We start from the raw sequence: 24,094 nt of genomic DNA, 5'->3' as shown, positions 1-24,094 counted from the left end.
CGTGATCCAAAGCAGATTAACGTTCGTAAAGATAGAGTTTACACTATCGCGGCAACGTTGCTGGACTGTGCGCTAGGTGCAAGCGCAGCGCGATCAAACACTCTACAATTGCCAAAGCACTCCACCGTTCCACACATAATAAGAGTGCAGGAGAAGTCATGTTTACAATCCGAGTAAATGGTGAAGACCACACCGTTGACGTACCCGAAGATAAACCCCTGCTGTGGGTTTTGCGCGAAGACTTAAAGCTCACGGGCAGCAAGTACGGCTGCGGACAAGCCCTGTGTGGCGCCTGTACGGTGCATGTTGACGACCAGCCCACCCGCTCCTGCGTCATGCCAATTAGCGCCGCAGAGGGCCACAACATCACCACCGTGGAAGCGATTGACCAACAGCAGATCGGTCGGCTGGTTCAGCAGGCCTGGCAAGAGCTAAACGTTCCCCAGTGCGGGTACTGCCAGTCCGGACAGGTGATGGCGGCCACCGCCTTACTCACCGAAAACCGCTCGCCCAGCGACCGCGATATTGACGAAGCCATGTCTGGCAATATCTGCCGCTGCGGCACCTATGCCCGCATCCGCAAGGCCATTCACAAGATCGCAGACGAACAACTGTAAGGGGGCGCGAATGAGCACTTCAGGATATACCCGCAGACAGTTTTTACGCGTCAGCGCTCTCGCAGGGGGCGGCTTACTTGTTGCCTGTGGAGGCGGTGGTGGCGGTGGCGGCTCCAACCCGAATAACCCCCAGCCCCCTGGCAATGGCGGCCCCAGTGATGCAGAGCAGTTCACCGTTAGTGAGTTTATGCGTATTGGCAGCGACGGCCGCATACATATATTGGTGGGCGCCTCAGAAATTGGCCAGGGCGCGCTGACATCGATGCCGATGATCGTCGCCGAAGAACTCGACGCCGACTGGGACCTTGTTACCGCCGAACACTCACCTGTTGCCGCGCGCTTTAACAACCCCTACTTTGGCGGCCTGCTGCAATTCACGGTGGCCAGTGCCACCACTCGGGGCTATTTCGACAATCAGCGCCAAGTCGGCGCCGCGGTTAGGCAAATGCTGGTCAACGCTGCTGCCGAGCGCTGGGAGGTGCCCGCAGACAGCCTGCGCACAGAACGCGGCGTGGTCTACGACGACCTCAATGGCCGCAGCGCCAGCTATGGCGAACTCGCCGAGTCGGCGGCCAATCAGCCGGTACCGAGTAACCCGCCGCTAAAAGACCCGGCGAGCTATCGCATTATTGGCCAGTCCAAACAGCGCAAAGACGCCGCGGAGAAGGTCAACGGCTCGCATATTTACGGTATCGACGTCGATATTCCCGACATGCTCACGGCCGTAATTGCCCGCCCACCGCGCTTTTTTGGTCAGGCACTGCGTGTCGACAGCAATGCCGCTATGGCGGTGCCCGGTGTGCGCGAAGTACACACCATTCCCTCTGGCGTCGCCGTGGTTGCCGATGATTATTGGTCGGCAGAGAAAGGGCGCCAAGCCCTTGAAGTCAGCTGGAATGAACTGTTGGCCGGACGCACAGATTCCAATGACACGCGCGGTGAGTATAGTTTCAAGCTCAACTTACCCGGCCTGCCGATTCGTGTTGACGGTTTGGTTCCGGTGGCTCAACTCGCCGCAGCGGAAAATCGCAGCGCCGATTATTTCTTTCCCTTCCAGGCCCACGCGGCAATGGAGCCACTGAACGTTACGGTGGACTACACCGGCAGCAAAGCCGACATCTGGACGGGCAGCCAATCACCAACGCTTGATAAAACCTTCGCGTCGCTGATTCTCGGCTTACTGCCCAACCAGATCACCTTCCACACCATGTCCTCTGGCGGCGGTTTTGGCCGCCGCGGCAACCCGCTGGCTGACTACGTGCGCGACGCCTGCCACGTGGCGAAGGCAACCCAAAAACCCGTGAAGGTCATGTGGACCCGCGAAGACGACATGAAGGGGGGCTACTACCGGCCCGCCGCGGCCGTGCGCGTCGGCGCCTCCATGGACAATCAGGGCAATATCACTGCCTGGACGCACCGCGCGGTCACCCAGGATGTCACGGCGGCGCTGTACGCCGAAGAGCTACTCGACACCCTGGCCGAGGGCCAGTTGCCGCCCCTTAAGGAATTAACAGACCTAGAGACCGGCATGCCCTACGACATCGACAATGTGTTGATGGACGCCCACCTGACACTCAAGCCGCAGATGCCCTCACTGTGGATGCGCTCGGTAAACAAATTCACCGATGTATTTGCCCAGGAAACCTTTATCGACGATATCGCCGTCAGCTACAGCCGCGACCCCTACCAATATCGACGCGGCATGCTCGCCGGCAAGCCCCGCCTGTTAGCGGTATTGGACGCCGCCGCGCAAGCATCGAACTGGGGCAGCACAGGTGGCGGTCGCAGTCAGGGGATCGCCGTGCTGAACCACTGGATGAGCTACGTCGCTCAAGTTGTGGAGCTCAGCGTGTCCGACGATAAAGTCATTACCCTTCACCGGATTGTCAGCGCGATTGATGTCGGCACGGCCATCAATCCTGACTTGGTGGTGGCCCAGGTTGAGTCCGCGGTAATCTTTGCGCTGACCAGCGTCTTTTACGGAGAGATCGAATTGCAGGACGGCGTGGTTCAGCAGAGCAATTTCGATGACTACAAAATGCTGCGCATGTTCCAAGTGCCGCAAATTGATACCGTTGTATTGCCGAGCAATGAGTCGCCAGGCGGTGTCGGCGAACTGGGCGTACCGGCGCTGGGCCCAGCCCTAGCAAATGCTATTTTTGCGGCAACCGGCGAGAAAATTCGCGAATTACCGCTTAAAAACCTCGGCTACACCCTAGCCGAACAACACCCCGCCTAACAGGAGCCGGAGCATGCTATTACTACGCAACTATTGGCTCGGCTTGAGCGCGGCGCTGGCCCTATTGGTCAGCGGCGGCGCTCTGGCACAGTCGCCGCTATTTACACCGATCTACGAGGTGCTTACCCACCCGCGGTGTTTGAACTGCCACACCTTGACCGACTTCCCGCGTCAGGGCGATGAACGCCGCCGCCACGACCAGCTGGTTATGCGCGGTGAAGATAATCACGGCGCGCCGACCCTGCAGTGTTCAGCCTGTCACCAGGAACAAAACGTGGCGGAAGACAAAGTACCAGGTGCGCCGCACTGGGGCCTGGCACCACTGAGCATGGGCTGGGAAGGTATGGGGCCGAGAGAACTCTGCACGGTGCTGAAAGACCAAAGTAAAAATGGCGGCAAAGACCTGCAAGCCCTGCTCAAACACATGGAGGAGGACCCGCTGGTGCTGTGGGGCTTTGATCCCGGCGAGGGCCGAACGCTCCCGCCCGTGGACCACACCCGCTTTGTTGAACTATTGGAGCAATGGGTGAACGCAGGCGGCCCCTGTTAAGCCGCTCACCTGATGGTGTGACTACCGTACTTGTCGCGGCAGTCACACCGTCATTGCTTAAGCCGATAACCGCTGCGAAACATCCAGGTAATCAAGGCCAGGCACAACAGCAAAAAGAATACGGTCATCCCCAGACTGACACCGACGTTCACGTCGGCAACGTCGTAAAAACTCCAGCGAAAACCACTAATCAGGTAGACCACCGGATTCGCCAAGGTAATGGTCTGCCACAGCGGTGGCAACATGCTGATAGAGTAAAAACTGCCGCCCAAAAACGCCAGCGGCGTTACGATCAGCATCGGCACTATCTGCAATTTCTCAAAGCCGTCGGCCCAGACGCCGATAATGAAACCGAATAAACTGAAGGTCACCGCCGTTAACACCAAGAAGCCGAGCATCCAGAAGGGATGCGCGATGCTGTAGTCGACAAAAAGCCGAGCGGTCGCCAGCATAATCAACCCGATGATAATCGACTTGCTCGCCGCCGCCCCGACATAGCCCAGTAGAATCTCTGGCAGGGCAACGGGTGCTGACAGCAGCTCGTAGATGGTGCCGTTGTATTTAGGGAAGAAAATACCAAACGCGGCATTGGAGATGCTCTCTGTCAGCAGCGCCAACATCACCAACCCAGGAATAATAAACGCGCCGTAGCTGATGCCGTCGATAGCGACCATTTTCGAACCGATTGCCGAGCCGAATACCACGAAATATAACGAGGTCGAAATCACCGGCGACGCGATACTTTGCAGCAGCGTCCGCCAGGCTCGGTTCATTTCAAACAAATAGATTGCGCGCACTGCATGCAAATTCACTGCTCCACCTCCACCGCGGCTGACGACTGATCGCTGTCGGCAACCAGGCTGACAAAAATTTCCTCCAGCGAGCGCTGGGTTGAATGCAGGTCTTTGTAATCGATGCCGTGCATTTCCAGGTGACGAAACAATTCGGCAATGCCGGTGTGTTCGCTTTGGCTGTCGTAGTGGTATACCAGCTCGTGGCCATCGTCAGTCAGGCTCAGCGGATAGCCCCCAAGATCGGCGGGCAGCTCGCTAAGTGGTTGCTGCAATTGCAGGCGCAGCTGCTTTTGCCCCAGTTTTTCCATCAAGCGGTTCTTTTCTTCAACCAGCACAATTTCGCCGCGGCGAATAACACCGATGCGATCGGCCATTTCCTCGGCCTCTTCAATGTAATGCGTGGTTAAAATGATCGTCACACCTCGCTCGCGCAGGCCGTGAACCATCTGCCACATATCGCGCCGCAGTTCGACATCCACCCCCGCCGTAGGCTCGTCGAGAAACAAAATCTCAGGCTCATGAGACAGGGCCTTGGCAATCATGACGCGCCGCTTCATGCCGCCAGATAGCGCCATAATCCGCTCGTCTTTTTTATCCCACAGCGATAGCTGGCGAAGTATTTGCTCCAGATAAGCATCATTTTTCGGCTTGCCGAACAAGCCCCGGCTAAAGGTCACCGTGGCCCATACGCTTTCAAAACCGTCGGTCGACAGTTCTTGAGGAACAAGGCCAATAAGCTGCCTGGCGCGCCGATAATCGGAAACGATGTTGAAGGCGCCGGCGTGAATCTGCCCGGCCGTGGCATTCACAATGCCGCAGATAATGCTAATCAAGGTGGTTTTACCGGCCCCGTTAGGGCCGAGTAACGCGAAGATCTCGCCGCGCCGAATATCCAAATTGACGCCGCGCAGCGCTTGAAAGCCTGAGTCATAGACTTTGCTAACGTCTTTCACACTAATAACAGAGGACACAAATGCTCCTAATTTACCCGCAATGCGACGAACCGTGCTCGCCGCGAGGTCAAAGCCCTCCTTTCACAGCACACTCGATGCGCACCTTGCCGCCCAGCTATAACAGTGGGAGCGGATGGCAGGCGCAGAGGCAAAGCCGGAATGATTCGGGGTTATCATTGAGGTTTTCACACACTGAGCGAGAGTGTCGCCCAGCTGAGCGGCGCGTTCAACCGCTAGTGTTCAACGGCCGACACTGTCGCCAAAACATAGCGGCAGCCGTGTTACACATTTCTTCTACGGTTGAGCTGTCCAGATAGATACCATCGATCAGCAAGCGACTCATACCGTGCAGGGTCGACCAGCTTAATTGCGCGTAACGCAGTGGGTCGAAATTCGCGGCGAAAATACCGCCTGCCTGCAGTTGGCGAAAGTGGTCAACATACTCGCGAAACGCGGTGTAGGCCTCCGCTTTGAGGCTCGCCGTGAGCGCCGCCGACTTCCACAGTTTGCCGCCAAACATTAGGTCGTAATACTCGGCATTGCTTACCGCGAAATTGACGTAGCGACGAACAAAGGCCTGCAAACTCGCCTCGCTGAAGGTGTCGACATTCCAAAGTTCGGCATCCGCATTGACTTGCCGAAAACGACGAAAGCCCTCTTCGGCAATCCCGCAGAGCAAACTGTGCTTATCGCTGAAGTGATGATAGGGGGCGGTGCGAGAAACCCCCAACTCCTGCGCCAGGCGCCGCATTGACAGTCCTTCCTCACCTTCCTCACGCAGCAGACGCGCGGCAACATCCAGAAGCTGCGCACGCAGATCACCGTGATGGTAGGCGCGGGATGGCTTGTTGGCAGGGGCTTGGGACATGGCGGCAATATAGCAGCCACCGGCGATAGCGTCCATCTTGACAGCGTCAACATTTGCCTCTAGCCTTGGCATCTGGACAGCGTCAAGTTACATCAATGAGAGGACACCACCATGAGCGCCTACCCCACATTAATGCAGCCCCTGGACCTGGGCTTCACTCAGCTGAAAAACCGAGTCCTGATGGGCTCCATGCACACCGGCCTGGAAGAAGCTGAAAACGGCTTCGAACGCATGGCGGCGTTCTTTGCTGAGCGCGCTCGCGGCGGTGTCGCGCTGATCGTGACCGGCGGCTTTGGCCCCAACAAGCGCGCCTCGACCCACGAACACACCAAAATGCTGGAAACCGAAGCAGACTGCGAAGGCCACCGTATTGTGACCGACGCCGTCCACGCCGAGGGCGGTAAGATCTGCATGCAGATCCTGCACACTGGCCGCTACGCGTTTAACGAAAACCCCATCGCGCCGTCAGCGATCCGTGCCCCCATCAATGTTTTCACGCCCAAGGCGGCGACTGAAGACGATATCGAACAGGAAATCCAAGACTTTATTCGCAGCGCCACATTGGCCCAAAAAGCCGGCTACGACGGTGTTGAGATTATGGGCTCCGAGGGCTACTTCATTAACCAATTCCTGGCCGCTCGCACCAACCAGCGCGACGACCAGTGGGGTGGCAGCCATGAGAATCGTATGCGCCTGGCCGTTGAAGTGGTACGCCGCGTACGCGAAGCGGTGGGTGAAGAATTCATCATCATTTACCGCCTGTCGATGCTGGACCTGGTGGAGGGCGGCAGCAGTTATGACGAGGCTGTACAACTGGGTAAAGCCATTGAGAAAGCCGGGGCTACACTGATCAATACCGGCATCGGCTGGCACGAAGCGCGCATCCCAACGATCGCCACCAAGGTGCCTCGCGCTGCCTTCACCTGGGTAACCAAGCGTTTCCGCGAAGCACTCAGCATTCCGGTAATTACTTCTAACCGCATCAACACTCCTGACGTTGCTGAGCGCGTCCTCGCCGAAGGCGACGCCGACATGGTGTCGATGGCCCGCCCCTTCCTCGCCGACCCCGAATTTATCGTCAAGGCCGCCGAAGGCCGCAGTGACGAAATCAACACTTGCATCGGCTGCAACCAGGCTTGTCTCGATCACGTATTCACCGGCCGCATGACCAGCTGCTTGGTTAACCCACGCGCCTGTCACGAAACCGAACTGAACATCGCCGCAACAAATTCACCCAAGCGTCTGGCAGTGGTCGGCGCCGGCCCTGCGGGCCTGGCCTTTGCCTGCACCGCCGCAGAGCGCGGCCATAATGTGACGCTGTTCGATGCCGACCCGGTTATCGGTGGGCAGTTCAATATTGCCCGCAAAGTGCCGGGTAAAGAGGAATTTGCGGAGACCCTGCGCTACTTCGGCCGCCGCCTGGAACTGGCTGGCGTAACGCTGCAACTCGGCCAACGCGTGGACGCCAATATGCTGAATGACGGCGATTTCGATGAAGTCATACTGGCGACAGGCATTGTGCCGCGCACCCCCGCCATTCCCGGCATCGACCACCCCATGGTAATGAGCTACCTGGACGTTCTGCGCGACGACAAACCCGTTGGCAAGAACGTCGCCATTATCGGCGCGGGCGGCATCGGTTTTGATGTTGCCGAAGCGCTGACACACAGCAGCGATGCCAGCCAGAACATTGAAACCTTCATGAAAGAATGGGGTGTTGATATGACGCTGCAAGCGCGCGGCGGCATTGAGGGTGTAGCCGCTCAACCTTCGCCCTCACCGCGCCAGGTTCACCTGCTGCAGCGTAAAACCAGCAAAGTGGGCAACGGCCTGGGCAAAACGACCGGCTGGATTCACCGCGCTGGCTTGCAGCACAAAGGCGTGAATATGGTCGCCGGCTGTGAGTACCTCGGTATTGATGACCAGGGCCTGCGTATTCGCGTCGGTGACGAGGAGAAAACCTTAGCCGTCGACAACGTGATTGTCTGCGCCGGCCAGGAGCCTCGCCGCGAACTCTGCGACGGCTTGAACAAGCCCGTTCACCTGATCGGGGGCGCCGATGTCGCCGCCGAGCTGGATGCAAAACGCGCCATCGACCAGGGCACTCGCCTCGCCGCCAGCCTGTAATCATCGCCTCGCCCCCCTTCCTGCGTATACTGCGCAGGAAGGGGGAAGCATGATGCTCATACAAAACCACACAGCGGGGCGCCATCAGTGCTGCGCTGTTTTGCTACTTATCAGCCTGACACTGGCCATCGTAACCCCCCTGCATGCCGAGACGGCAAAGCCGGCTCATCATGGCGAGAGCGAGTTCCGCAATCCTCACTGGCCAACTTTCAACAAGAGCCTCTGGGAATTACTCCGGCTGCGCTTTTTCTCTGACTTAACCATTGCCGACCAAGCCTCTCAACGCCAGCGCATTCGCGTTGTCACTGAGGTCGCCGATCTTCATATTTCCCCATCAGCTCCCCTGCAAGTAACGTGGCTGGGGCACTCCAGCTTTCTGCTGCAATACCGGGGATTAGCCATTCTAACCGACCCCATTTTTTCTCGGCGCGCGTCGCCGGTACAATGGCTCGGCCCGGAGCGTTTGGTTGCCCAGCCCATTGGCCCATCCCAGTTGCCACCGATTGATGTGGTGCTTATCTCTCACGATCACTACGACCATTTAGATGAGCGCAGCATTCGCGCACTGGGCAATCAACCGGTGTATCTGGTGCCGCTGAAACTCGGTGACACCCTGCAAGACTTTGGCATCGCCGCGACAAGAATCGTCGAGCGCGACTGGTGGCAAGCCTTCCAACTTGACTCCCTCACCGCCACCGCCACACCGTCGCAACACTGGTCTGGCAGGGGCATAACCGATCGCTTCAAGTCGCTGTGGGCCTCCTGGCATCTGCGCATAGACGATGTGCAGCTGTGGTTTGGCGGCGACACCGGGTACAACACCGAGCAATTCAAAAGCATTGGCGAGCTCTTCCCCGGTATCGACTTGGCCCTGATTCCCATCGGCGCCTATAAGCCAAGAAGCTTCCTGAAGGAACAACACGTCGACCCCGCTGAGGCAGTGCAGATACATCGAGATATTGGTGCAGCACAGAGTATCGGTATACATTGGGCGACGTTTCAGCTGTCGGCAGAAGATATCGATGCGCCGCAGCACGATTTGCGCAGGGCGGTTGCAGACGCTGGTTTGCCACCCAGCAGCTTCGACACCATGCAAATTGGCGAAACTCGACAGCTTATGCCGTCACAAATTATTCATCCATAATCGGCACACTGACACTTTTACCCAGGGCATTCTATGTCTCGTTTCCTGCCGGTTTTACTGACCCTGCCACTCTTGCTGGCAACACTTTCCAGCAGTGCAACCGAACGCCACTGGCAAACTCAAGAATACACGCTGAATCAGCGCCCCTTGTCAGAGTTGAGCGGGCTCGCGGCGAGCGGCGCCCACCCCGGTTACTATTGGGCCCACAATGACAGCGGCGACCGCCCCACCTTGTATCTGATTAAGCCCGGCGAGGACAAGCTGAAGTCGGTGAGCGTGCGCGGTGCCAACGCCGCCGACTGGGAAGACATGGCGAGCTTTAGTGAGGGCGACGCCCACTATCTTCTCGTTGGAGACATCGGAGATAACCTGGCGATTCGACCGATGATCGACATTTACCTGCTGAGAGAGGGCGGGGCCCCACAGGCACCATCACTAACCCTGCTGCGGCGCTATACCCTGGTTTTCGATGGCGGCCCCCGCGATGTGGAAGGGCTTGCCGTGGACCCTGAGCAACGTATGGTCTACCTGCTGAGTAAGAGAGAGCGCCACCCGAAACTGTACCGTTTTTCGCTGGACAGCCTGCCCGACGAACCCGTGTTACTCAGCGCACTGGGCGAGATCAAAAGCCTACCCACCACTGGGTCACACACCCCGCAAAGAAAGGGCGGCATTACCCAGCACTCCCCCACCGGCCTGGATTTCGCCGCCGATGGTAGCGCGGCGGTAATCAGTACCCTCGGAGAGAGTTACTATTTTGTGCGGCAGGGCCAGCAAAGCTGGCTAAGTGTGTTGAACACGTCTCCCCAAGCACTGGGGGCACCGCCATTGCGGCAAGCGGAATCGGTCGCCATCAGCCGCGATGGCAACACAATATTACTGGGTAGCGAAGGCCTTCCGACAAAGCTGCTAAGCTTTCAGCCTACATCGCATTGAGCCCCGCAGGGCTCGCACAGTAAAAGGACCTCTGCCTATGCACCCCACAATAAAAAGTTGGCACCAACTGCTAAGCCGCCGCGATACAACCGGCTTGGAAAATTTACTCGCCGATGACGCAGTATTTCACTCACCCATCGTCCACACCCCGCAGCGCGGCAAAGACATGACGGCACTGTATTTATCCGCGGCGTTTCAAGTGTTAGTTAATGACAGTTTTCACTACGTACGCGAGGTCGAGGGAGCCAATGACGCGGTGCTGGAATTCGCGGTCGTCATCGACGGCGTTCAGGTCAACGGTGTGGATATGATTCGCTGGAATGCAGAGGGAAAAATCACTGACTTTAAAGTGATGCTGCGACCACTCAAAGCGATTAATTTGATACACCAAAAAATGGCAGAGATGCTGGAGGCGCTAGCTTCGTAAACTGCGATTAACAGGCGCTGGCAGCAAGGCCCCAGCGCCTCGGCCCGTTAGGGGATAATGCAGAACATGGTGATGACGACGCCGGCACCGGCAAACCATACCAAGCTGCGCAGGGCACCCCAGTTAAGCAAATAACAAGCGGTGTAAAGCACACGAATCGCCACATAGGCCATGGCCAGTAAATTCAGGGTATCCGCAGGCGCATTGGAAAAGTGCGCAATGATCACCGCCGCCGCAAACAGCGGAAAACTCTCAAAGCTGTTGTTCATTGCCGCAACGGCTCGCGCGGGGCGCCCTTCCAGTTGCGCTAACCACTGGCGCGGGTGATTGTTGTCGTAGGACTTGCCACCAACCTTGCCCCCTTTGGCCAGCAGGCCGGTCAGCGGTGACATCATTCCCGCAATCAGTACACACCATAGTGCTATTGTCATTGTTTTCCCCTTAGCGATTGATTAAGTGATTTATCGTTATTGAGGTGCCCTAATCATTGGGCCCCGGCTTCAGTAAACAGCGCAGCCAATTCAAGGTGCCGTTTTTACCGAGCACCATTTTGTCCACGCCATCAAAGAATTTTTGCAGCCCCTGTGGATCGGCAAAGTAATCGGCACGGGTTTTCATCGGGCGCTCGGGATCGAGCTGCTTGACCACTTTGGCAGGATTCCCCGCCACCACCACATTGGCCGGCACGTCGCGAGTAACCACCGCCCCGGCGGCAACCACGCTGTTATCACCAATCGTCACGCCCTTTAGAACGGTGCTGTGGTCACCCAGCCACACATTGTTGCCAATATGCACCGGCTTGACCTCCTCACTGCGCGCAGTGCGGTCGTAGATGTCGTGCCAATCGCTGTCGGTAATGTAGACGCCATTCGCCATCATCACGCTGTCGCCGATCACGATTTCATCACTGGCGGAGATCCGCCCGCCGGGGCTGATTAATACATAGTCGCCAATGCTGATGCGCCCCTTGTCGGGTTCGCGCCCCCACACGCCGATCTTCACTCGCGCTTCTGGCTCTGCGATCACGGTGGCGCAGCGGCCAATGGAAACGTTGGGCCCGGATATGGAGATATACCAGGGTTTCATAAACGTGGGATAATCACCCAACGCGTCACAGGCGGGCCGCAGAAAATGCAGGGTGTACCAATGCCTGAAACGCAGATAATTTTTCTTCACCCAGTAGGGGCGCCGATCCTGACGCATAGCGAACTCGCACTGTTGTTATTGCCGCACAGTGTCGCAGGGCTTGATGAGGGTAGCAATTCCAACAAGGTTACCAATTCATGAAAAAAACCAGCGATGGCCGGCAGTCACGGCGCATCGAAAGCAGCCAGACCGCCATTCACGAGCGCTTGGAAGAGGTGGTGCACAAACACCTTCACCACGCCTTTTTAAAGCCCTATGCAAAGCACAATCAGCAGGCGTTTGACGAAGCGAATACGTGGCTGCAACAACAGTGCAGTCCTCTTATTATCGATTCGTTCTGCGGTGTCGGTGAAAGTACCTGGCGACTGGCTGAGCGCTATCCTGATTGCGCCGTTATCGGTATCGATAAATCCGCAGCCCGTCTCGACAAGCATAACTCGCACTGCCATCACGCCAGAGACAACTACCTGTTAGTGCGCGCGGATGTGGACGACTTCTGGCGGCTGGCCTGCGAGGCCGGTTGGCAGGCCGACGCCCACTATTTGTTGTATCCCAACCCCTGGCCCAAGCCCGGGCAGCTTAGTTACCGGGTGCATGGCTCGCCCTTATTTCCCAGTCTGTTAACCCTGGGTGGACAAATTGAGCTGCGCAGCAACTGGCCGGTATACGTACAAGAGTTTGCCCACGCGCTGAAAATAGCGGGTAGAACCGCAGAACTCGGCACCTTTGTTGCTGAACACCCGCTCACGCCTTTTGAAAGGAAATACCAGCTCGCTGGCCAAACGCTGTGGCGATGCACCAGCGCCAATTAAGCGCAAAACAATGCTGAATGCAGACGTAGGCGTTATACTCGGCGAGCGATGAATACAGATGACAACACCATGAGCAGCTCCGCCCACGACGACAAGGTTTGGCAAAGTATCCGAGAGGAAACCGCCGCAGAAGTTGAACGCGAGCCTGTGCTCGCCAGTTTCCTGCACGCCACCATACTCAACCACGACCGCCTTGAAGATGCCCTGAGCTATCACTTGGCACATATGCTGGACAGCCCCGCTGCGTCGAGCCTGTTGGTCCGAGAAGTGATCGATCAGGCATTTGCCGCTGAGCCCTGCATTCGCAAAGCATTGCGCGCCGACCTGTGCGCCGTGCTGGAGCGCGATTCAGCCTGCAGCTTGTTGTCAGTGCCCTTCCTGTATTTTAAGGGTTATCACGCTCTACAGTCCTACCGCGTTGCCCACTGGCTGTGGCGCCAGGGCCGCAGCTCATTGGCGCTGTTTTTTCAGAACCGCATAAGCTGTGAGTTCGGTGTCGATATTCACCCTGCCGCAAAAGTGGGACACGGGGTATTGATGGATCACGCCACCGGTATCGTGATCGGCGAGACCGCCGTTGTCGGCAACAATGTTTCACTTATGCAGTCGGTGACACTGGGAGGAACGGGCAAGGAACATGGCGACCGCCACCCCAAAGTGGCAGACGGCGTGTTGATCAGCGCGGGAGCAAAAATCCTCGGCAATATTCGCATTGGCGAAGGCTCCCATGTAGCGGCCGGCAGCGTGGTGTTAAAAGCCGTACCGCCGCACAGCCTCGTCGCTGGCGTGCCCGCCAAGGTGATTGGCAAACCCGATACCGAGGCACCGGCCTTATCCATGAATCACAGCGCCTGCTGCGACGATTAAGGCTTGTACGCGAAAACATATAGTCTGCTGCGACAATGGCTGCTCAACCACAATTAGGGCGAATGCCCTGAGCGCGCGCCTGCTGGTACAGCGGCGCCGCTTTTTTCTGTTGGCGTTGCAAGTCGTTAATCCGGGTTTGGTGAGAGGGGTGGGTCGACATAAACTCGGGCGGCTGGCCATTGCCGGCGGCGCTCATGTTTTTCCATAAATCGATACTGGCTGCCGGGTTAAAGCCCGCTCGCGCCATCAGGTCTACCCCCAATACATCAGCTTCAGACTCCTGGGCGCGGCCGTAGGGCAGCACCAAGCCATATTGCGCACCGAGCCCCAGCATACCCATCACCGTGGCTTTCTGTGGGCTGTCGCCCAGCAACACCGCCAGCAGCTGAGCACCAGTGCCGGTAACGCTTTGCAACGACATTCTCTCTGCACTGTGGTGAGCCAAGACGTGGGCAACTTCATGTCCGAGCACGGTTGCCAGCTGGTCGGCATTTTTCGCGACACTAAAGATGCCGGTATGCACGCCAATTTTCTTACCGGGCAGCGCAAAGGCATTGGCAGACTTTTCCTCAAACACCGCCACCTCCCAACTGCCGCGCCACTGTGCAGGTAAACGCGCCGTGATTGCATCGGCAACACAGGTGACGTAGCCGTTGACCTTGCCATCGCGATTGACCGTCATCTTCTGCTTCATTTCATCGAAGGCCGCGACACCCATCTGCGACATTTCGCCATTAGAAAACAACATTATTTGTCGCCGCCCAGTCGGAGACTCAACGCAGGCAAGCAGGGTAAGTACGGCGGCAGCAAGGGCGACAATCCGTATTGTTTTCATTCCTTCTCTCCAAAAAGCGGCAATCTATGAGTACGTTTGATACGTTGTACATTATGGCACAGGCTCCAGCCTGGCTGGCAATCACCTTAACTGAGGACGCCCCGTGAGCGAAGTGTGTGACTGGTGTGGCAGTGACGAGCAATATCGACACTACCATGACGACGAGTGGGGAAGGCCCTGCAGAGACGACAACAAATTATTCGAGTTTTTGATTCTCGAGTCCGCTCAAGCCGGACTCAACTGGCTAACGATACTGCGCAAGCGCGAAGGCTATCGCAGGCTGTTCGCCAATTTCTCCGCGCCGCATGTGGCGGCATTTACGCAGGCCGATATTGAACGCTTAATGGCCGACCCTTCGATTATCAGAAACCGCATGAAGATAGAAAGCGCGATCAATAACGCCCAGCGCTTCATTGAAGTGCAGCAGGAATATGGCAGTTTCGCCCACTACCTGTGGGGCTTTGTAGAGCACAGACCGATTCAAAATCAATGGCAAAGCCTGGCCGATGTCCCGGCCACTACGCCGCTTTCAGATAGCATTAGCAAAGATATGAAGAAGCGCGGCTTCCGCTTTTTTGGCAGCACGATCTGTTACGCCTATTTACAGGCGATGGGCTTGGTTAATGACCATATAGTCACCTGCCCGGCTCACCAACAATGTGCCGCCCTGGCCTGATGCTGGCTCGGGCACTAATGGCCTCCAGCGTGGACTAATTACCGTATACTCTATTTAGGCGCGGCACAGCGCGACAAGGGGCTTCCACATGACAACCACACGAATTGCACTCAGCCTGCTCACTGCCTTGCTAGTCAGTGCCTGCAGCAGCACGGATGTACGCACCGACTACAATCCTCGCGCGAACTTCGCTAGCTATCAGCAGTACAGCTGGTCTGAAGACAGCGGCGCCGACAAAAGTGTCTCACCGTTTATCGCCGAACAAGTCAAAAGCGCGCTGAAAACCCGACTGGATGCCGGCCTGTATAAGCTGCGTCCTGACGGCGCAGATTTCCTGGTGCGCTACTACATTGCCCAGGCGGCCAACACCATTGACCGCAGCCCGCGGCTGGGGATTGGACTGGGCAGTTTCTCCGGAAATTTCGGCCTTAGCACCTCTGTCGGCGTGCCGCTCGGCAAGGACAAAGTCAATCGCAATGTGCAAATTCTTATCGACTTACTGGACGGGTCCAGCAAAGCATTGAGCTGGCGCGGTTCACTGGTCATTGAACTGGACGACCAGGACCCCAAGGTTAACCAAGCTCGAATAGACAGTGCCGTTGGCGAAATTTGGTCGCAATTTCCGCCGCGCTAACGCTGCGGCGCTAGCGATTGCGCCAGGGAAACAAGCCTGCCAGCGCCTCTGCTGACATTTCCCGTAGCAAAGTCATATTGCGCTCGGGGATGCCGTGGATGTCAGGGTGACTGGCCACCGCCGCGGCTACGCTGTCCTCGCGCAAGAGGTGGAGAATTGGCCACGGCGCCCGGTTGCTGTAATTTGCCGGATCGCTTGCCTCGCAACCCTCGAAACAGTACTCGGGGTGAAAACTGGCCACTTGAAACTGCCCGCGCCAAGGGCTGCTCTCCAGCAGGTCTTCAACAATACCAACAAACTCCCAGTAATCGTCAAAACTCTCTTGCAGTGCTGGCACCACCAGCAGGCTGGTTTCCAGTGTGCCGGGGTCGGTGTCGGCCAATTTCATCAGCTCTGCATAACACCGTTCGAGCAGCGCCTGCGGATCTTGCTCATCGGCAACAGCAATGCGAATGCTTCCCTGCTGCCTGGGCCTCGCCGCAAAGGGGCACAACTGCTGAGCAATCACTACTGAGTCCAGCCAATCACTCACTTCAGCCACTATTTGCGCCTTACCCGCCGCGACGTCCGACATGTTCTTTTCTCCAATTGTTCAGGCCGCCAGTATACCTTCCAGCCCGTCGTAATATAACTGATCGAAATTTGGCCAACCCGCGCTAGACGGATTCGCCATAAGCAGAGCCAGCTGCGCGCCAAGCGCGTAATGTAGGTACTGCTACACTTACATTGAGCACAAGCGAGGTGTCAGCGGTTTAACACATTCGGCGTTCTCGCCGCGAATAAGATTGGGAGCAGTCAATGAAAAGATATTTCTTTCTGGCGGACAATCTCGACAAGTTAGCCGCCATTGAACACGATCTGGAAGAGAACGGCCTGTCCCGTCCTCAAATTCATGTACTCAGCCACGATGATAGTGGTGTCGCCCAGCGTAAACTCAACGAGGTGGAGGCGGTACTGCGCAAAGATGTTGTGTTTGCCATGCAGCGCGGAGCACTCATCGGCCTAGGTGGCTTCGCCCTAGTGTTAGCGAGCGCTCACTATTCTGGCGTGACGCAGATTGCCGGCTGGACACCCTTTGTTTTTCTGGCAATCGTGGTTCTGGGCTTTTTCACCTGGGAAGGCGGCTTATTCGGTATTCAGGAGCCTCACCACGACTTCAAGCGCTTTGAACAAGCACTGAGTAGCGGGCGACACCTGCTAATGATCGATGCGGGCAGTCGTGAGCAAAGCGCCCTGAACCGCGTGACCGCACACTACCCCGAGCTGGAATTCTCCGGCACCGGGGAAGGCGCTCCGGCGTGGGTAATCGGCTTGCAGAACCGCTGGCGGCACTTTGTTGAGGTTATGCCCTGAGCCGGCACAAGACAGCCATAAAAAAACCACGCTTAGCGTGGTTTTTTATGCGTTGTTTAGCGGTGGTATTCCGGCGACAACTCTCTCACCGCGTTGATAAAGGCCCCCGCATGCTCGGGGTCGACCTCCGGCGTGATACCGTGGCCCAGGTTGAAAACATGACCCACACCACTGCCATACTCGGCGAGAATGGTCGCCACTTCTTCACGAATCCGCTTGGGTGAGGCGCGCAGCATAGCGGGGTCCATATTGCCCTGCAGCGCCACTTTGTCGCCAACCCGTTTGCGCGCCGCGCCAATATCCGTCGTCCAGTCCAGGCCCAGTGCATTAGCGCCGGTATCGGCCATGCTCTCCAGCCACTGGCCACCATTTTTCGTGAACAGAATTGCGGGTACGGCACGGCCGTCGTGCTCTTTGATCAAGCCATCGACGATCTGCTTCATATAGCGCAGGCTAAACTCTTGGTAGGCGCGGTGCCCCAACGCACCGCCCCAGGTATCAAATATCTGCACCGCTTGCGCACCGGCGCGAATCTGGTCATTCAAATAAGCGGTAACGCTCTGCGCCAGCTTGTCCAGAAGGGCGTGCATGGTTTCCGGCTCATCGAACGCCAGCGCCTTGCAGCGCCCGTGGTCTTTCGAGCCGCCGCCTTCTACCATATAGGTGGCCAGTGTCCACGGGCTGCCAGAAAAGCCGATAAGCGGCACGCGACCATTGAGGGCGCTGCGAATCGCTCGCACGGCGTCACAGACATAGGTCAGGTCGTTTTCACCATCGACAACCGGCAGCGCCTCTACGTCAGCCATGCTGCGCACCGTTTTGCGAAAGCGCGGCCCCTCTCCGGTTTCAAAATACAGTCCCAGGCCCATGGCGTCGGGAATCGTCAATATATCCGAGAACAGGATAGCGGCATCGAGCGGGTAGCGCTCCAGCGGCTGTAGGGTCACTTCACAAGCCAGCTCTGTGTTTTTGCAAAGCGACAGAAAATCGCCCGCTTTACCGCGTGTCGCCCGATACTCAGGCAAATACCTGCCAGCCTGACGCATCATCCATACCGGCGTGTAATCCACCGGCTGGCGCATTAACGCCCGTAAAAACGTATCGTTTTTCAATTCACTCATGGCACCATCACCTTGCTTCAAACACGACGACGCCGAGCACGGTCGGCACAGCAATGCTGCTACAACCGGGCTCGGCGTCCGTCGTTGGCTATACTTTCAGGTAGTCGAGAATACCTTCTGCAGCTTGACGACCTTCCCAGACTGCAGTTACCACCAAATCGGAACCGCGTACCATATCACCCCCAGCAAACACTTTGGGGTTTGTGGTCTGGAATTTAAACAATTGTTGCTCGGGCGCCTTAACGCCGCCCCAGGACTCCAGCTCAACCTGCTGATCCTTTAACCACTCTGGCGGGTTCGGCTGGAAACCAAAGGCAACCAAGACCACATCGGCAGGGATAATTTCTTCACTACCGGGAATCGCTTCCGGGCGGCGGCGGCCATTCTCATCGGGCTCACCAAGCTGAGTGGTTACCACTTTTACGCCTTCAACTTTGCCGTTGCCAACAATGGCAACAGGTTGGCGATTGAACAAGAACTCCACGCCCTCTTCACGCGCATTTTGCACCTCGCGACGCGAGCCGGGCATGTTTTCTTCGTCGCGGCGGTAGGCACAGGTTACGCTTTGCGCACCTTGGCGGATCGACGTGCGGTTACAGTCCATTGCGGTATCACCGCCACCAAGCACAACCACGCGCTTACCATTGACGCTAATGAAGTCGCCGGCATCCTTTTCCCAACCCATGTTGCGATTGACGTTAGACACCAAGAACGGCAGTGCGTCGTACACGCCGTCGAGGTCTTCGCCCGGGAAACCGCCCTTCATGTACTTATAGGTACCCATTCCCATGAACACGGCATCGTAATCGGCCAGCAGTTGCTCCATGGTGATGTCGGTGCCGATGTCGGTATTCAGGCGGAACTCCACGCCCATTTCTTCCAGCACGCGACGACGACGCTGCACCACGGACTTTTCGAGCTTGAACTCGGGAATACCAAAGGTCAGCAAGCCGCCGATCTCAGGGTAGCGATCAAACACTACAGGCTTCACGCCGGCACGCACCAGAACGTCGGCACAACCAATGCCCGCAGGCCCCGCACCAATGACGGCAACTTTTTTGTCGGTCCATACACGCTTGGACATGTCCGGGCGCCAGCCCAGCTCCAACGCAGTGTCGGTAATGTATTTTTCCGTTGAGCCGATGGTTACCGCGCCGAAGCCGTCGTTCAGGGTACAGGCACCCTCGCACAGGCGGTCTTGCGGACACACACGCCCACACACTTCCGGCAAGCTGTTTGTCTGATGGCTTAATTCTGCCGCCTCAAACAAATTGCCCTCACTCACCAACTTTAACCAGTTGGGAATAAAGTTATGTACCGGGCACTTCCACTCACAGTAGGGGTTGCCGCAGCCCAGGCAGCGGTGCGCCTGATGCTGAACTTCCTCTTCTTTGTAAGGCTCGTAAATTTCTACAAAAGCCTCGCGGCGCTGCACCATATCTTTCTTGCTGGGGTCTTGGCGACCCACATCAAGAAACTGAAATGTATTCTGCAAACGTTCAGCCATATCTTCTACCTCTTCGCTACGCGGCTACTTATTCCGGACGCCGTCTGGTGGTTTCCAGCAGGCGGCTGAGGCTTGCTGCTTTTGGCTTGATCATCCAGAACTTGCCGATGTAGTCGTCGAAATTATCGAGAATATGCTGCCCCCAGGCACTGCCTGTTTCCTCAACAAACTCTTCGATATTGCCGCGCAAATGAGCGCGGTAAGCTTCCAGTGACTCAGAGGTGATCCGGCAGATCTCCACCAGTTCACTGTTATAGCGATCTACGAAGGTGTTCTCTTCGTCGAGTACGTAGGCGAAACCGCCCGTCATACCCGCACCAAAGTTCACCCCGGTGTTGCCCAACACGGTGACGTTGCCACCGGTCATGTATTCACAGCAGTGGTCACCGGCACCCTCAATCACGGCATGAGACCCGGAGTTGCGGACTGCGAAACGCTCACCCGCCGTACCTGCCGCAAACAACTTACCGCCGGTCGCGCCGTAAAGGCAGGTGTTGCCGATAATAGAGGTTTCCTGGCTGGCAAAGGCACTGCCACGCGGGGGATATATCACCAGCTTACCGCCCGCCATACCTTTACCCACGTAGTCGTTGGCATCGCCTTCGAGGTACATATGCAGGCCGCCCGCGTTCCACACACCAAAGCTCTGGCCGGCAGTACCTTCCAAGCGCAACACAATCGGCGCATCTTCCATATCCAGATTGCCGTGACGCTTGGCAATTTCACCGGATATCCGCGCACCAATTGAACGGTCACAGTTATTGACGTGAAAGCTATACTCGCCGCCCGATTTTGCTTCGATGGCCGACAATACAGCCGCCACCATTGCTTCGGCTTTTTCGCCTTTATCGAAGGGCTCGTTGAGGGCAACCTGGCAAAACTCTGGCTGACCTTCAGCATCGGCATCTTTGTGAAGAACGGGCGACAGGTCCAACAGTCCCTGCTTTTCCGTCTCGCCTGCTTTTTGAACCAGCAAGTCGGTGCGGCCGATCAGCTCATCCATGCTGCGTACGCCAATCTGCGCCATCCACTCACGTGTTTCTTCTGCGACGAACTTGAAGAAGTTCATCACCATTTCAACAGTGCCGATAAAGTGGTCGTCACGCAGGCGTTCGTCCTGAGTCGCAACCCCGGTAGCACAGTTATTCAAGTGACAGATGCGCAGGTATTTACAGCCCAGAGCTACCATCGGCGTGGTACCAAAGCCGAAACTCTCTGCGCCGAGGATAGCCGCTTTCACGACATCCAGGCCGGTCTTCAGGCCACCGTCGGTTTGCACCCGCACTTTACCGCGCAGGCCATTGCCACGCAGCGTTTGCTGGGCTTCTGCCAGACCGAGCTCCCAAGGTGAGCCAGCATAACGGATGGACGTAATCGGGCTCGCCGCCGTACCACCGTCGTAACCGGAAATAGTGATCAAGTCGGCATAGGCCTTCGCCACACCAGCGGCGATGGTGCCCACACCGGGCTCAGATACCAGCTTCACCGACACCAGCGCCTGCGGGTTCACCTGCTTGAGGTCGAAAATCAGCTGAGCCAAATCCTCGATAGAGTAAATATCGTGGTGAGGCGGCGGTGAAATCAGCGTTACACCCGGTACTGAATGGCGCAAGCGCGCGATCAAGGCATTGACCTTGCCACCCGGCAGCTGACCACCTTCACCGGGCTTGGCGCCCTGGGCGACTTTAATTTGCAGTACTTCGGCATTCACCAGGTAGTGAGGCGTAACACCAAAGCGGCCCGATGCGATCTGCTTAATTTTTGAAACGCGCTCGGTACCGAAGCGGGCAGGGTCTTCACCACCTTCACCGGAGTTTGAACGCGCACCCAGGCGATTCATCGCCGCCGCTAGTGCTTCATGAGCCTCAGGGCTCAATGCACCCAGCGACATACCGGCGGAGTCAAAGCGGCTGAGAATTTTCTCTGCGGGCTCAACTTCCCCCAGCGGGATGGGGGTGACGTCACTGCTGAAATCCAACAGGTCGCGCAGGGTAGCAACCGGACGTGTGTTCACCAGCTCTGCGTACTTTTTCCAGTCAGCGTAGTTACCACTCTTAACCGCTTCTTGCAGACGCATCACAACGTCTGGGTTAAAGGCGTGGTATTCCTTGCCGTGAACGTACTTGAGCAAGCCACCCTGATCGATTGGCTTGCGCGGCAGCCAGGCGATGGTCGCCAGGGCTTCCTGATCTTGCTGAAGCTGAGCAAAGTTAACGCCGGCGATGCGGCTAGCCACACCTTTAAAGCAGCTATTGATCACATCATCGTCGAGGCCAACGGCTTCAAAGAGCTGGGCACCACGGTATGAGGAGATCGATGAAATCCCCATTTTCGACATGATCTTCAGCAGGCCTTTGTTAATGCCTTTAACGTAATTTTCGTAGGTTGTTTGCTCGTCACCGAGAATTTCTCCGCTGCTCAGCATGTCGCTCAGTACAGCAAAAGACATATAAGGGTAGACGGCGGTGGCGCCAAAACCGAACAGACAGGCCATTTGGTGAGAGTCGCGAGCGCTACCACTTTCAATTACCAGGTTGGCATCACAGCGAAGGCCTTGCTTGATCAAGTGGTGGTGAACCGCACCGGTGGCCAGCAAGCTGTGCACGGTCAACAGGCCGGGCTCCACAGCGCGGTCGCTCAACACAAGAATCACATCGCCACCGCGCACGGCGTCTTCTGCCGCCGCCGCCACATCGCGAACAGCTTGCTGCAGTTTCTTCTCTGCAGGGTCGTAGCAAAGGTCGATGGTTACCCGCGGATAACGTGGCGAATCTACTGCCATCAATCGATCAAACTTGTCTGGCGACAAAACCGGGCTGCTTAGAATCAAACGATCAGCGTGATCGGCCGTTTGCTCGAAGACATTTTGCTCGGCGCCCAGCAACGTCTCCAGACTCATCACGATGGACTCACGAAGTGGGTCAATGGGCGGGTTGGTAACTTGAGCGAATTTTTGTCGGAAGTAGTCGTACAGCGACCGCTCGCTGCGCGACAGCACAGCCATTGGCGTGTCATCACCCATCGAACCAACGGCTTCGTTGCCGCTATCTGCCAGAGGCGACAGCACTTGCTCGCGCTCTTCAAAGCTTACCTGGAAATATTTTTGCAGGCTTTCCAAGTGATCCGCTTCGGGCAACGCCGGGCGATTGCCCTGGCCGAGCTGATCCTGCAGGCGATTCGCGTTATCACGCAACCACTGTTTGTAGGGGTGGGCGCTTTTCAGCCGCTCATCGACATCTTTCGTGTGCAGGACTTCGCCGGTCTCGGTATCGACAACCAGAATCTGCCCTGGCCCAACGCGCCCCTTGGCAACAACGTCATCCGGCTGGTAGCCGTAGGTGCCGATTTCCGAGGCAACGGTGATGAAACCATTTTTGGTGATGACCCAGCGTGACGGACGCAAACCGTTGCGGTCCAACATACATACCGCGTAGCGGCCGTCGGTCATTACCAAACCCGCAGGGCCATCCCAGGGCTCCATGTGCATGGAGTTATATTCGTAGAATGCCTTCAAGTCGGCATCCATGTGTTCGATATTTTGCCAAGCAGGTGGCACCAGCATGCGAACGGCACGGAACAGATCCATACCACCGGCCACCAACAGCTCAAGCATATTATCCAGGCTTGACGAGTCAGAGCCCGTGCGATTCACCAGCGGCGCCAGAGCCTCTACATCGGGAATGCGGGGGCTGCTGAAATTCTTGGTGCGCGCGTCCGCCCAGTTGCGGTTGCCCTCAACGGTATTGATTTCACCATTGTGAGCCAGCATGCGGAATGGCTGAGCCAAGGGCCAGCGCGGCATGGTGTTGGTAGAGAAGCGTTGGTGGAAAACACAAATCGCCGTTTCCAACTCGGGGTTGGCAAGGTCGAGGTAGAAATGGGGCAAATCCACCGGCATGACCAAGCCTTTGTATGACACGACATCGGCGGACAGGCTACAAATGTAAAACTCACTGTCATCAGCGAGCGCCATTTCGACTTGACGACGCACAATAAACAGGCGCGTGGTCAGCTCTTGGGCAGTCAGGCCTTCAACGTTGATAAACAGCTGCTCAATGCGTGGCAGGCTTGCCAAGGCGATATCACCACACACCGATGCATCGACCGGCACAGGGCGCCAGCCCGCTTGCTGCAGGCCGTTTTCACCAAGAATCTTTTCAAGAGTCGCGCGCGCAGCCGCTGCCTTGCCTTCGTCCTGGCTTAAAAAGATCTGGCCGATACCATATAACTCGGTCAGCTCGCCGCCAAAGGCGTCGCGGGCCGCTTGGCGCAGAAAGCTGTCCGGCTTCTTCAACAGCAAACCACAGCCATCACCGGTTTTGCCATCTGCCGCGATACCACCGCGGTGAGTCATGCAGGTCAGTGATTCGATGGCAGTCTTCAACAATTCGTGGCTAGCAGTGCCCTGCATGTGGGCAATTAGCCCAAAACCACAGTTGTCGCGCACATCTTCAGGTCTGTACAGGCCTGTACTCATAAAACGACTCT

The 24,094-nt window shown here is 57.0% G+C and carries 22 protein-coding genes; 12 read left to right on the top strand and 10 right to left on the bottom strand.

Annotated elements, in window-relative coordinates:
- Positions 1 to 158 precede the first annotated feature (158 nt).
- Genes ABNS66_RS13190 through ABNS66_RS13180 form a run of 3 tightly spaced genes read left to right on the top strand, consistent with a single transcriptional unit; the run spans position 159 to position 3,406 of the window.
- Positions 159 to 617: a (2Fe-2S)-binding protein gene (locus ABNS66_RS13190; protein WP_204996235.1), complete on the top strand. Its 459-nt coding sequence runs from the start codon at positions 159 to 161 to the stop codon at positions 615 to 617.
- Between the two features lie 10 nt (positions 618 to 627).
- Entirely contained in the window at positions 628 to 2,856 is a 2,229-nt protein-coding gene (locus ABNS66_RS13185) for a molybdopterin cofactor-binding domain-containing protein (RefSeq protein ID WP_286837832.1), read from the top strand.
- Between the two features lie 13 nt (positions 2,857 to 2,869).
- Positions 2,870 to 3,406 (top strand): hypothetical protein, encoded by a 537-nt coding sequence (locus ABNS66_RS13180; protein ID WP_204996233.1) that lies wholly within the window; start codon positions 2,870 to 2,872, stop codon positions 3,404 to 3,406.
- A 50-nt stretch (positions 3,407 to 3,456) separates the two neighbouring features.
- On the opposite strand, the gene ABNS66_RS13175 is transcribed toward ABNS66_RS13180, so the two are convergent.
- The 3 genes from ABNS66_RS13175 to ABNS66_RS13165 all read right to left on the bottom strand — a co-directional run bounded on the left by ABNS66_RS13175 (position 3,457) and on the right by ABNS66_RS13165 (position 6,057).
- Positions 3,457 to 4,218, bottom strand: a complete 762-nt coding sequence (locus ABNS66_RS13175) for an ABC transporter permease (RefSeq protein WP_286837829.1) — start codon at positions 4,216 to 4,218, stop codon at positions 3,457 to 3,459.
- Complete coding sequence (locus tag ABNS66_RS13170; protein WP_204996232.1) at positions 4,215 to 5,171, bottom strand: ABC transporter ATP-binding protein; 957 nt, start codon at positions 5,169 to 5,171, stop codon at positions 4,215 to 4,217. Before ABNS66_RS13170 ends, ABNS66_RS13175 begins: the two co-directional genes overlap by 4 nt.
- Positions 5,172 to 5,379: 208 nt before the next feature.
- Positions 5,380 to 6,057: a TetR/AcrR family transcriptional regulator gene (locus tag ABNS66_RS13165; RefSeq protein ID WP_286837827.1), complete on the bottom strand. Its 678-nt coding sequence runs from the start codon at positions 6,055 to 6,057 to the stop codon at positions 5,380 to 5,382.
- 75 nt (positions 6,058 to 6,132) lie between these two features.
- On the opposite strand from ABNS66_RS13165, the gene ABNS66_RS13160 reads away from it, so the two are divergent.
- The 4 genes from ABNS66_RS13160 to ABNS66_RS13145 are packed head-to-tail and all read left to right on the top strand — an operon-like array spanning position 6,133 to position 10,655.
- A complete protein-coding gene (locus ABNS66_RS13160; RefSeq protein WP_286837826.1) occupies positions 6,133 to 8,148 on the top strand; it encodes an NADPH-dependent 2,4-dienoyl-CoA reductase in 2,016 nt (671 codons plus the stop codon).
- 49 nt (positions 8,149 to 8,197) lie between these two features.
- Positions 8,198 to 9,292, top strand: coding sequence for an MBL fold metallo-hydrolase (locus ABNS66_RS13155; protein WP_286837825.1), 1,095 nt, complete (start codon positions 8,198 to 8,200; stop codon positions 9,290 to 9,292).
- A gap of 33 nt (positions 9,293 to 9,325) precedes the next feature.
- A complete protein-coding gene (locus ABNS66_RS13150) occupies positions 9,326 to 10,228 on the top strand; it encodes a hypothetical protein (RefSeq protein ID WP_286837824.1) in 903 nt (300 codons plus the stop codon).
- A gap of 37 nt (positions 10,229 to 10,265) precedes the next feature.
- Complete coding sequence (locus ABNS66_RS13145) at positions 10,266 to 10,655, top strand: nuclear transport factor 2 family protein (RefSeq protein ID WP_286837822.1); 390 nt, start codon at positions 10,266 to 10,268, stop codon at positions 10,653 to 10,655.
- A 47-nt stretch (positions 10,656 to 10,702) separates the two neighbouring features.
- Here ABNS66_RS13145 and ABNS66_RS13140 read toward each other — a convergent pair whose 3' ends face one another.
- Both ABNS66_RS13140 and ABNS66_RS13135 read right to left on the bottom strand, forming a co-directional pair.
- Positions 10,703 to 11,086 (bottom strand): MAPEG family protein, encoded by a 384-nt coding sequence (locus tag ABNS66_RS13140; protein ID WP_286693993.1) that lies wholly within the window; start codon positions 11,084 to 11,086, stop codon positions 10,703 to 10,705.
- Between the two features lie 49 nt (positions 11,087 to 11,135).
- Entirely contained in the window at positions 11,136 to 11,858 is a 723-nt protein-coding gene (locus ABNS66_RS13135; RefSeq protein WP_204996226.1) for an acyltransferase, read from the bottom strand.
- Between the two features lie 80 nt (positions 11,859 to 11,938).
- On the opposite strand from ABNS66_RS13135, the gene ABNS66_RS13130 reads away from it, so the two are divergent.
- Together ABNS66_RS13130 and cysE are read left to right on the top strand one after the other, a co-directional pair.
- The gene (locus tag ABNS66_RS13130; RefSeq protein ID WP_286837818.1) at positions 11,939 to 12,613 is read left to right on the top strand and encodes an SAM-dependent methyltransferase; all 675 of its coding nucleotides are present in this window, start codon (positions 11,939 to 11,941) and stop codon (positions 12,611 to 12,613) included.
- A 48-nt stretch (positions 12,614 to 12,661) separates the two neighbouring features.
- Positions 12,662 to 13,480, top strand: a complete 819-nt coding sequence (cysE, locus tag ABNS66_RS13125) for a serine O-acetyltransferase (protein WP_239547747.1) — start codon at positions 12,662 to 12,664, stop codon at positions 13,478 to 13,480.
- A 43-nt stretch (positions 13,481 to 13,523) separates the two neighbouring features.
- Here the strand turns inward: cysE and ABNS66_RS13120 are convergent, their stop codons facing one another.
- Entirely contained in the window at positions 13,524 to 14,315 is a 792-nt protein-coding gene (locus ABNS66_RS13120) for a M48 family metallopeptidase (protein WP_286837816.1), read from the bottom strand.
- A gap of 103 nt (positions 14,316 to 14,418) precedes the next feature.
- On the opposite strand from ABNS66_RS13120, the gene ABNS66_RS13115 reads away from it, so the two are divergent.
- Together ABNS66_RS13115 and ABNS66_RS13110 are read left to right on the top strand one after the other, a co-directional pair.
- Positions 14,419 to 14,991 carry a DNA-3-methyladenine glycosylase I gene (locus tag ABNS66_RS13115; protein WP_286837814.1) on the top strand — a complete coding sequence of 191 codons (573 nt, stop codon included), beginning with the start codon at positions 14,419 to 14,421 and terminating at the stop codon, positions 14,989 to 14,991.
- An 88-nt stretch (positions 14,992 to 15,079) separates the two neighbouring features.
- Positions 15,080 to 15,625 carry a DUF4136 domain-containing protein gene (locus ABNS66_RS13110; protein WP_286837812.1) on the top strand — a complete coding sequence of 182 codons (546 nt, stop codon included), beginning with the start codon at positions 15,080 to 15,082 and terminating at the stop codon, positions 15,623 to 15,625.
- 10 nt (positions 15,626 to 15,635) lie between these two features.
- On the opposite strand, the gene ABNS66_RS13105 is transcribed toward ABNS66_RS13110, so the two are convergent.
- A complete protein-coding gene (locus ABNS66_RS13105) occupies positions 15,636 to 16,199 on the bottom strand; it encodes a DUF1415 domain-containing protein (protein ID WP_286693988.1) in 564 nt (187 codons plus the stop codon).
- A 224-nt stretch (positions 16,200 to 16,423) separates the two neighbouring features.
- On the opposite strand from ABNS66_RS13105, the gene ABNS66_RS13100 reads away from it, so the two are divergent.
- Complete coding sequence (locus tag ABNS66_RS13100; RefSeq protein ID WP_204996221.1) at positions 16,424 to 16,978, top strand: NAD/FAD-utilizing enzyme; 555 nt, start codon at positions 16,424 to 16,426, stop codon at positions 16,976 to 16,978.
- A 56-nt stretch (positions 16,979 to 17,034) separates the two neighbouring features.
- On the opposite strand, the gene hemE is transcribed toward ABNS66_RS13100, so the two are convergent.
- The 3 genes from hemE to gltB form a co-directional block, all read right to left on the bottom strand.
- Entirely contained in the window at positions 17,035 to 18,099 is a 1,065-nt protein-coding gene (gene hemE, locus ABNS66_RS13095; RefSeq protein WP_204996220.1) for a uroporphyrinogen decarboxylase, read from the bottom strand.
- A gap of 88 nt (positions 18,100 to 18,187) precedes the next feature.
- Positions 18,188 to 19,606: an FAD-dependent oxidoreductase gene (locus ABNS66_RS13090; protein WP_204996219.1), complete on the bottom strand. Its 1,419-nt coding sequence runs from the start codon at positions 19,604 to 19,606 to the stop codon at positions 18,188 to 18,190.
- 28 nt (positions 19,607 to 19,634) lie between these two features.
- Positions 19,635 to 24,083 (bottom strand): glutamate synthase large subunit, encoded by a 4,449-nt coding sequence (gene gltB / locus ABNS66_RS13085; protein ID WP_286837809.1) that lies wholly within the window; start codon positions 24,081 to 24,083, stop codon positions 19,635 to 19,637.
- Between the last annotated feature and the right edge of the window lie 11 nt (positions 24,084 to 24,094).

Source organism: uncultured Spongiibacter sp., assembly GCF_964011655.1.
In the GTDB taxonomy this organism is placed as follows: Bacteria; Pseudomonadota; Gammaproteobacteria; order Pseudomonadales; family Spongiibacteraceae; genus Spongiibacter; species Spongiibacter marinus.
Note: the sequence above shows the minus strand (reverse complement) of the source record. Positions and strands in the feature narration are given on the sequence as shown.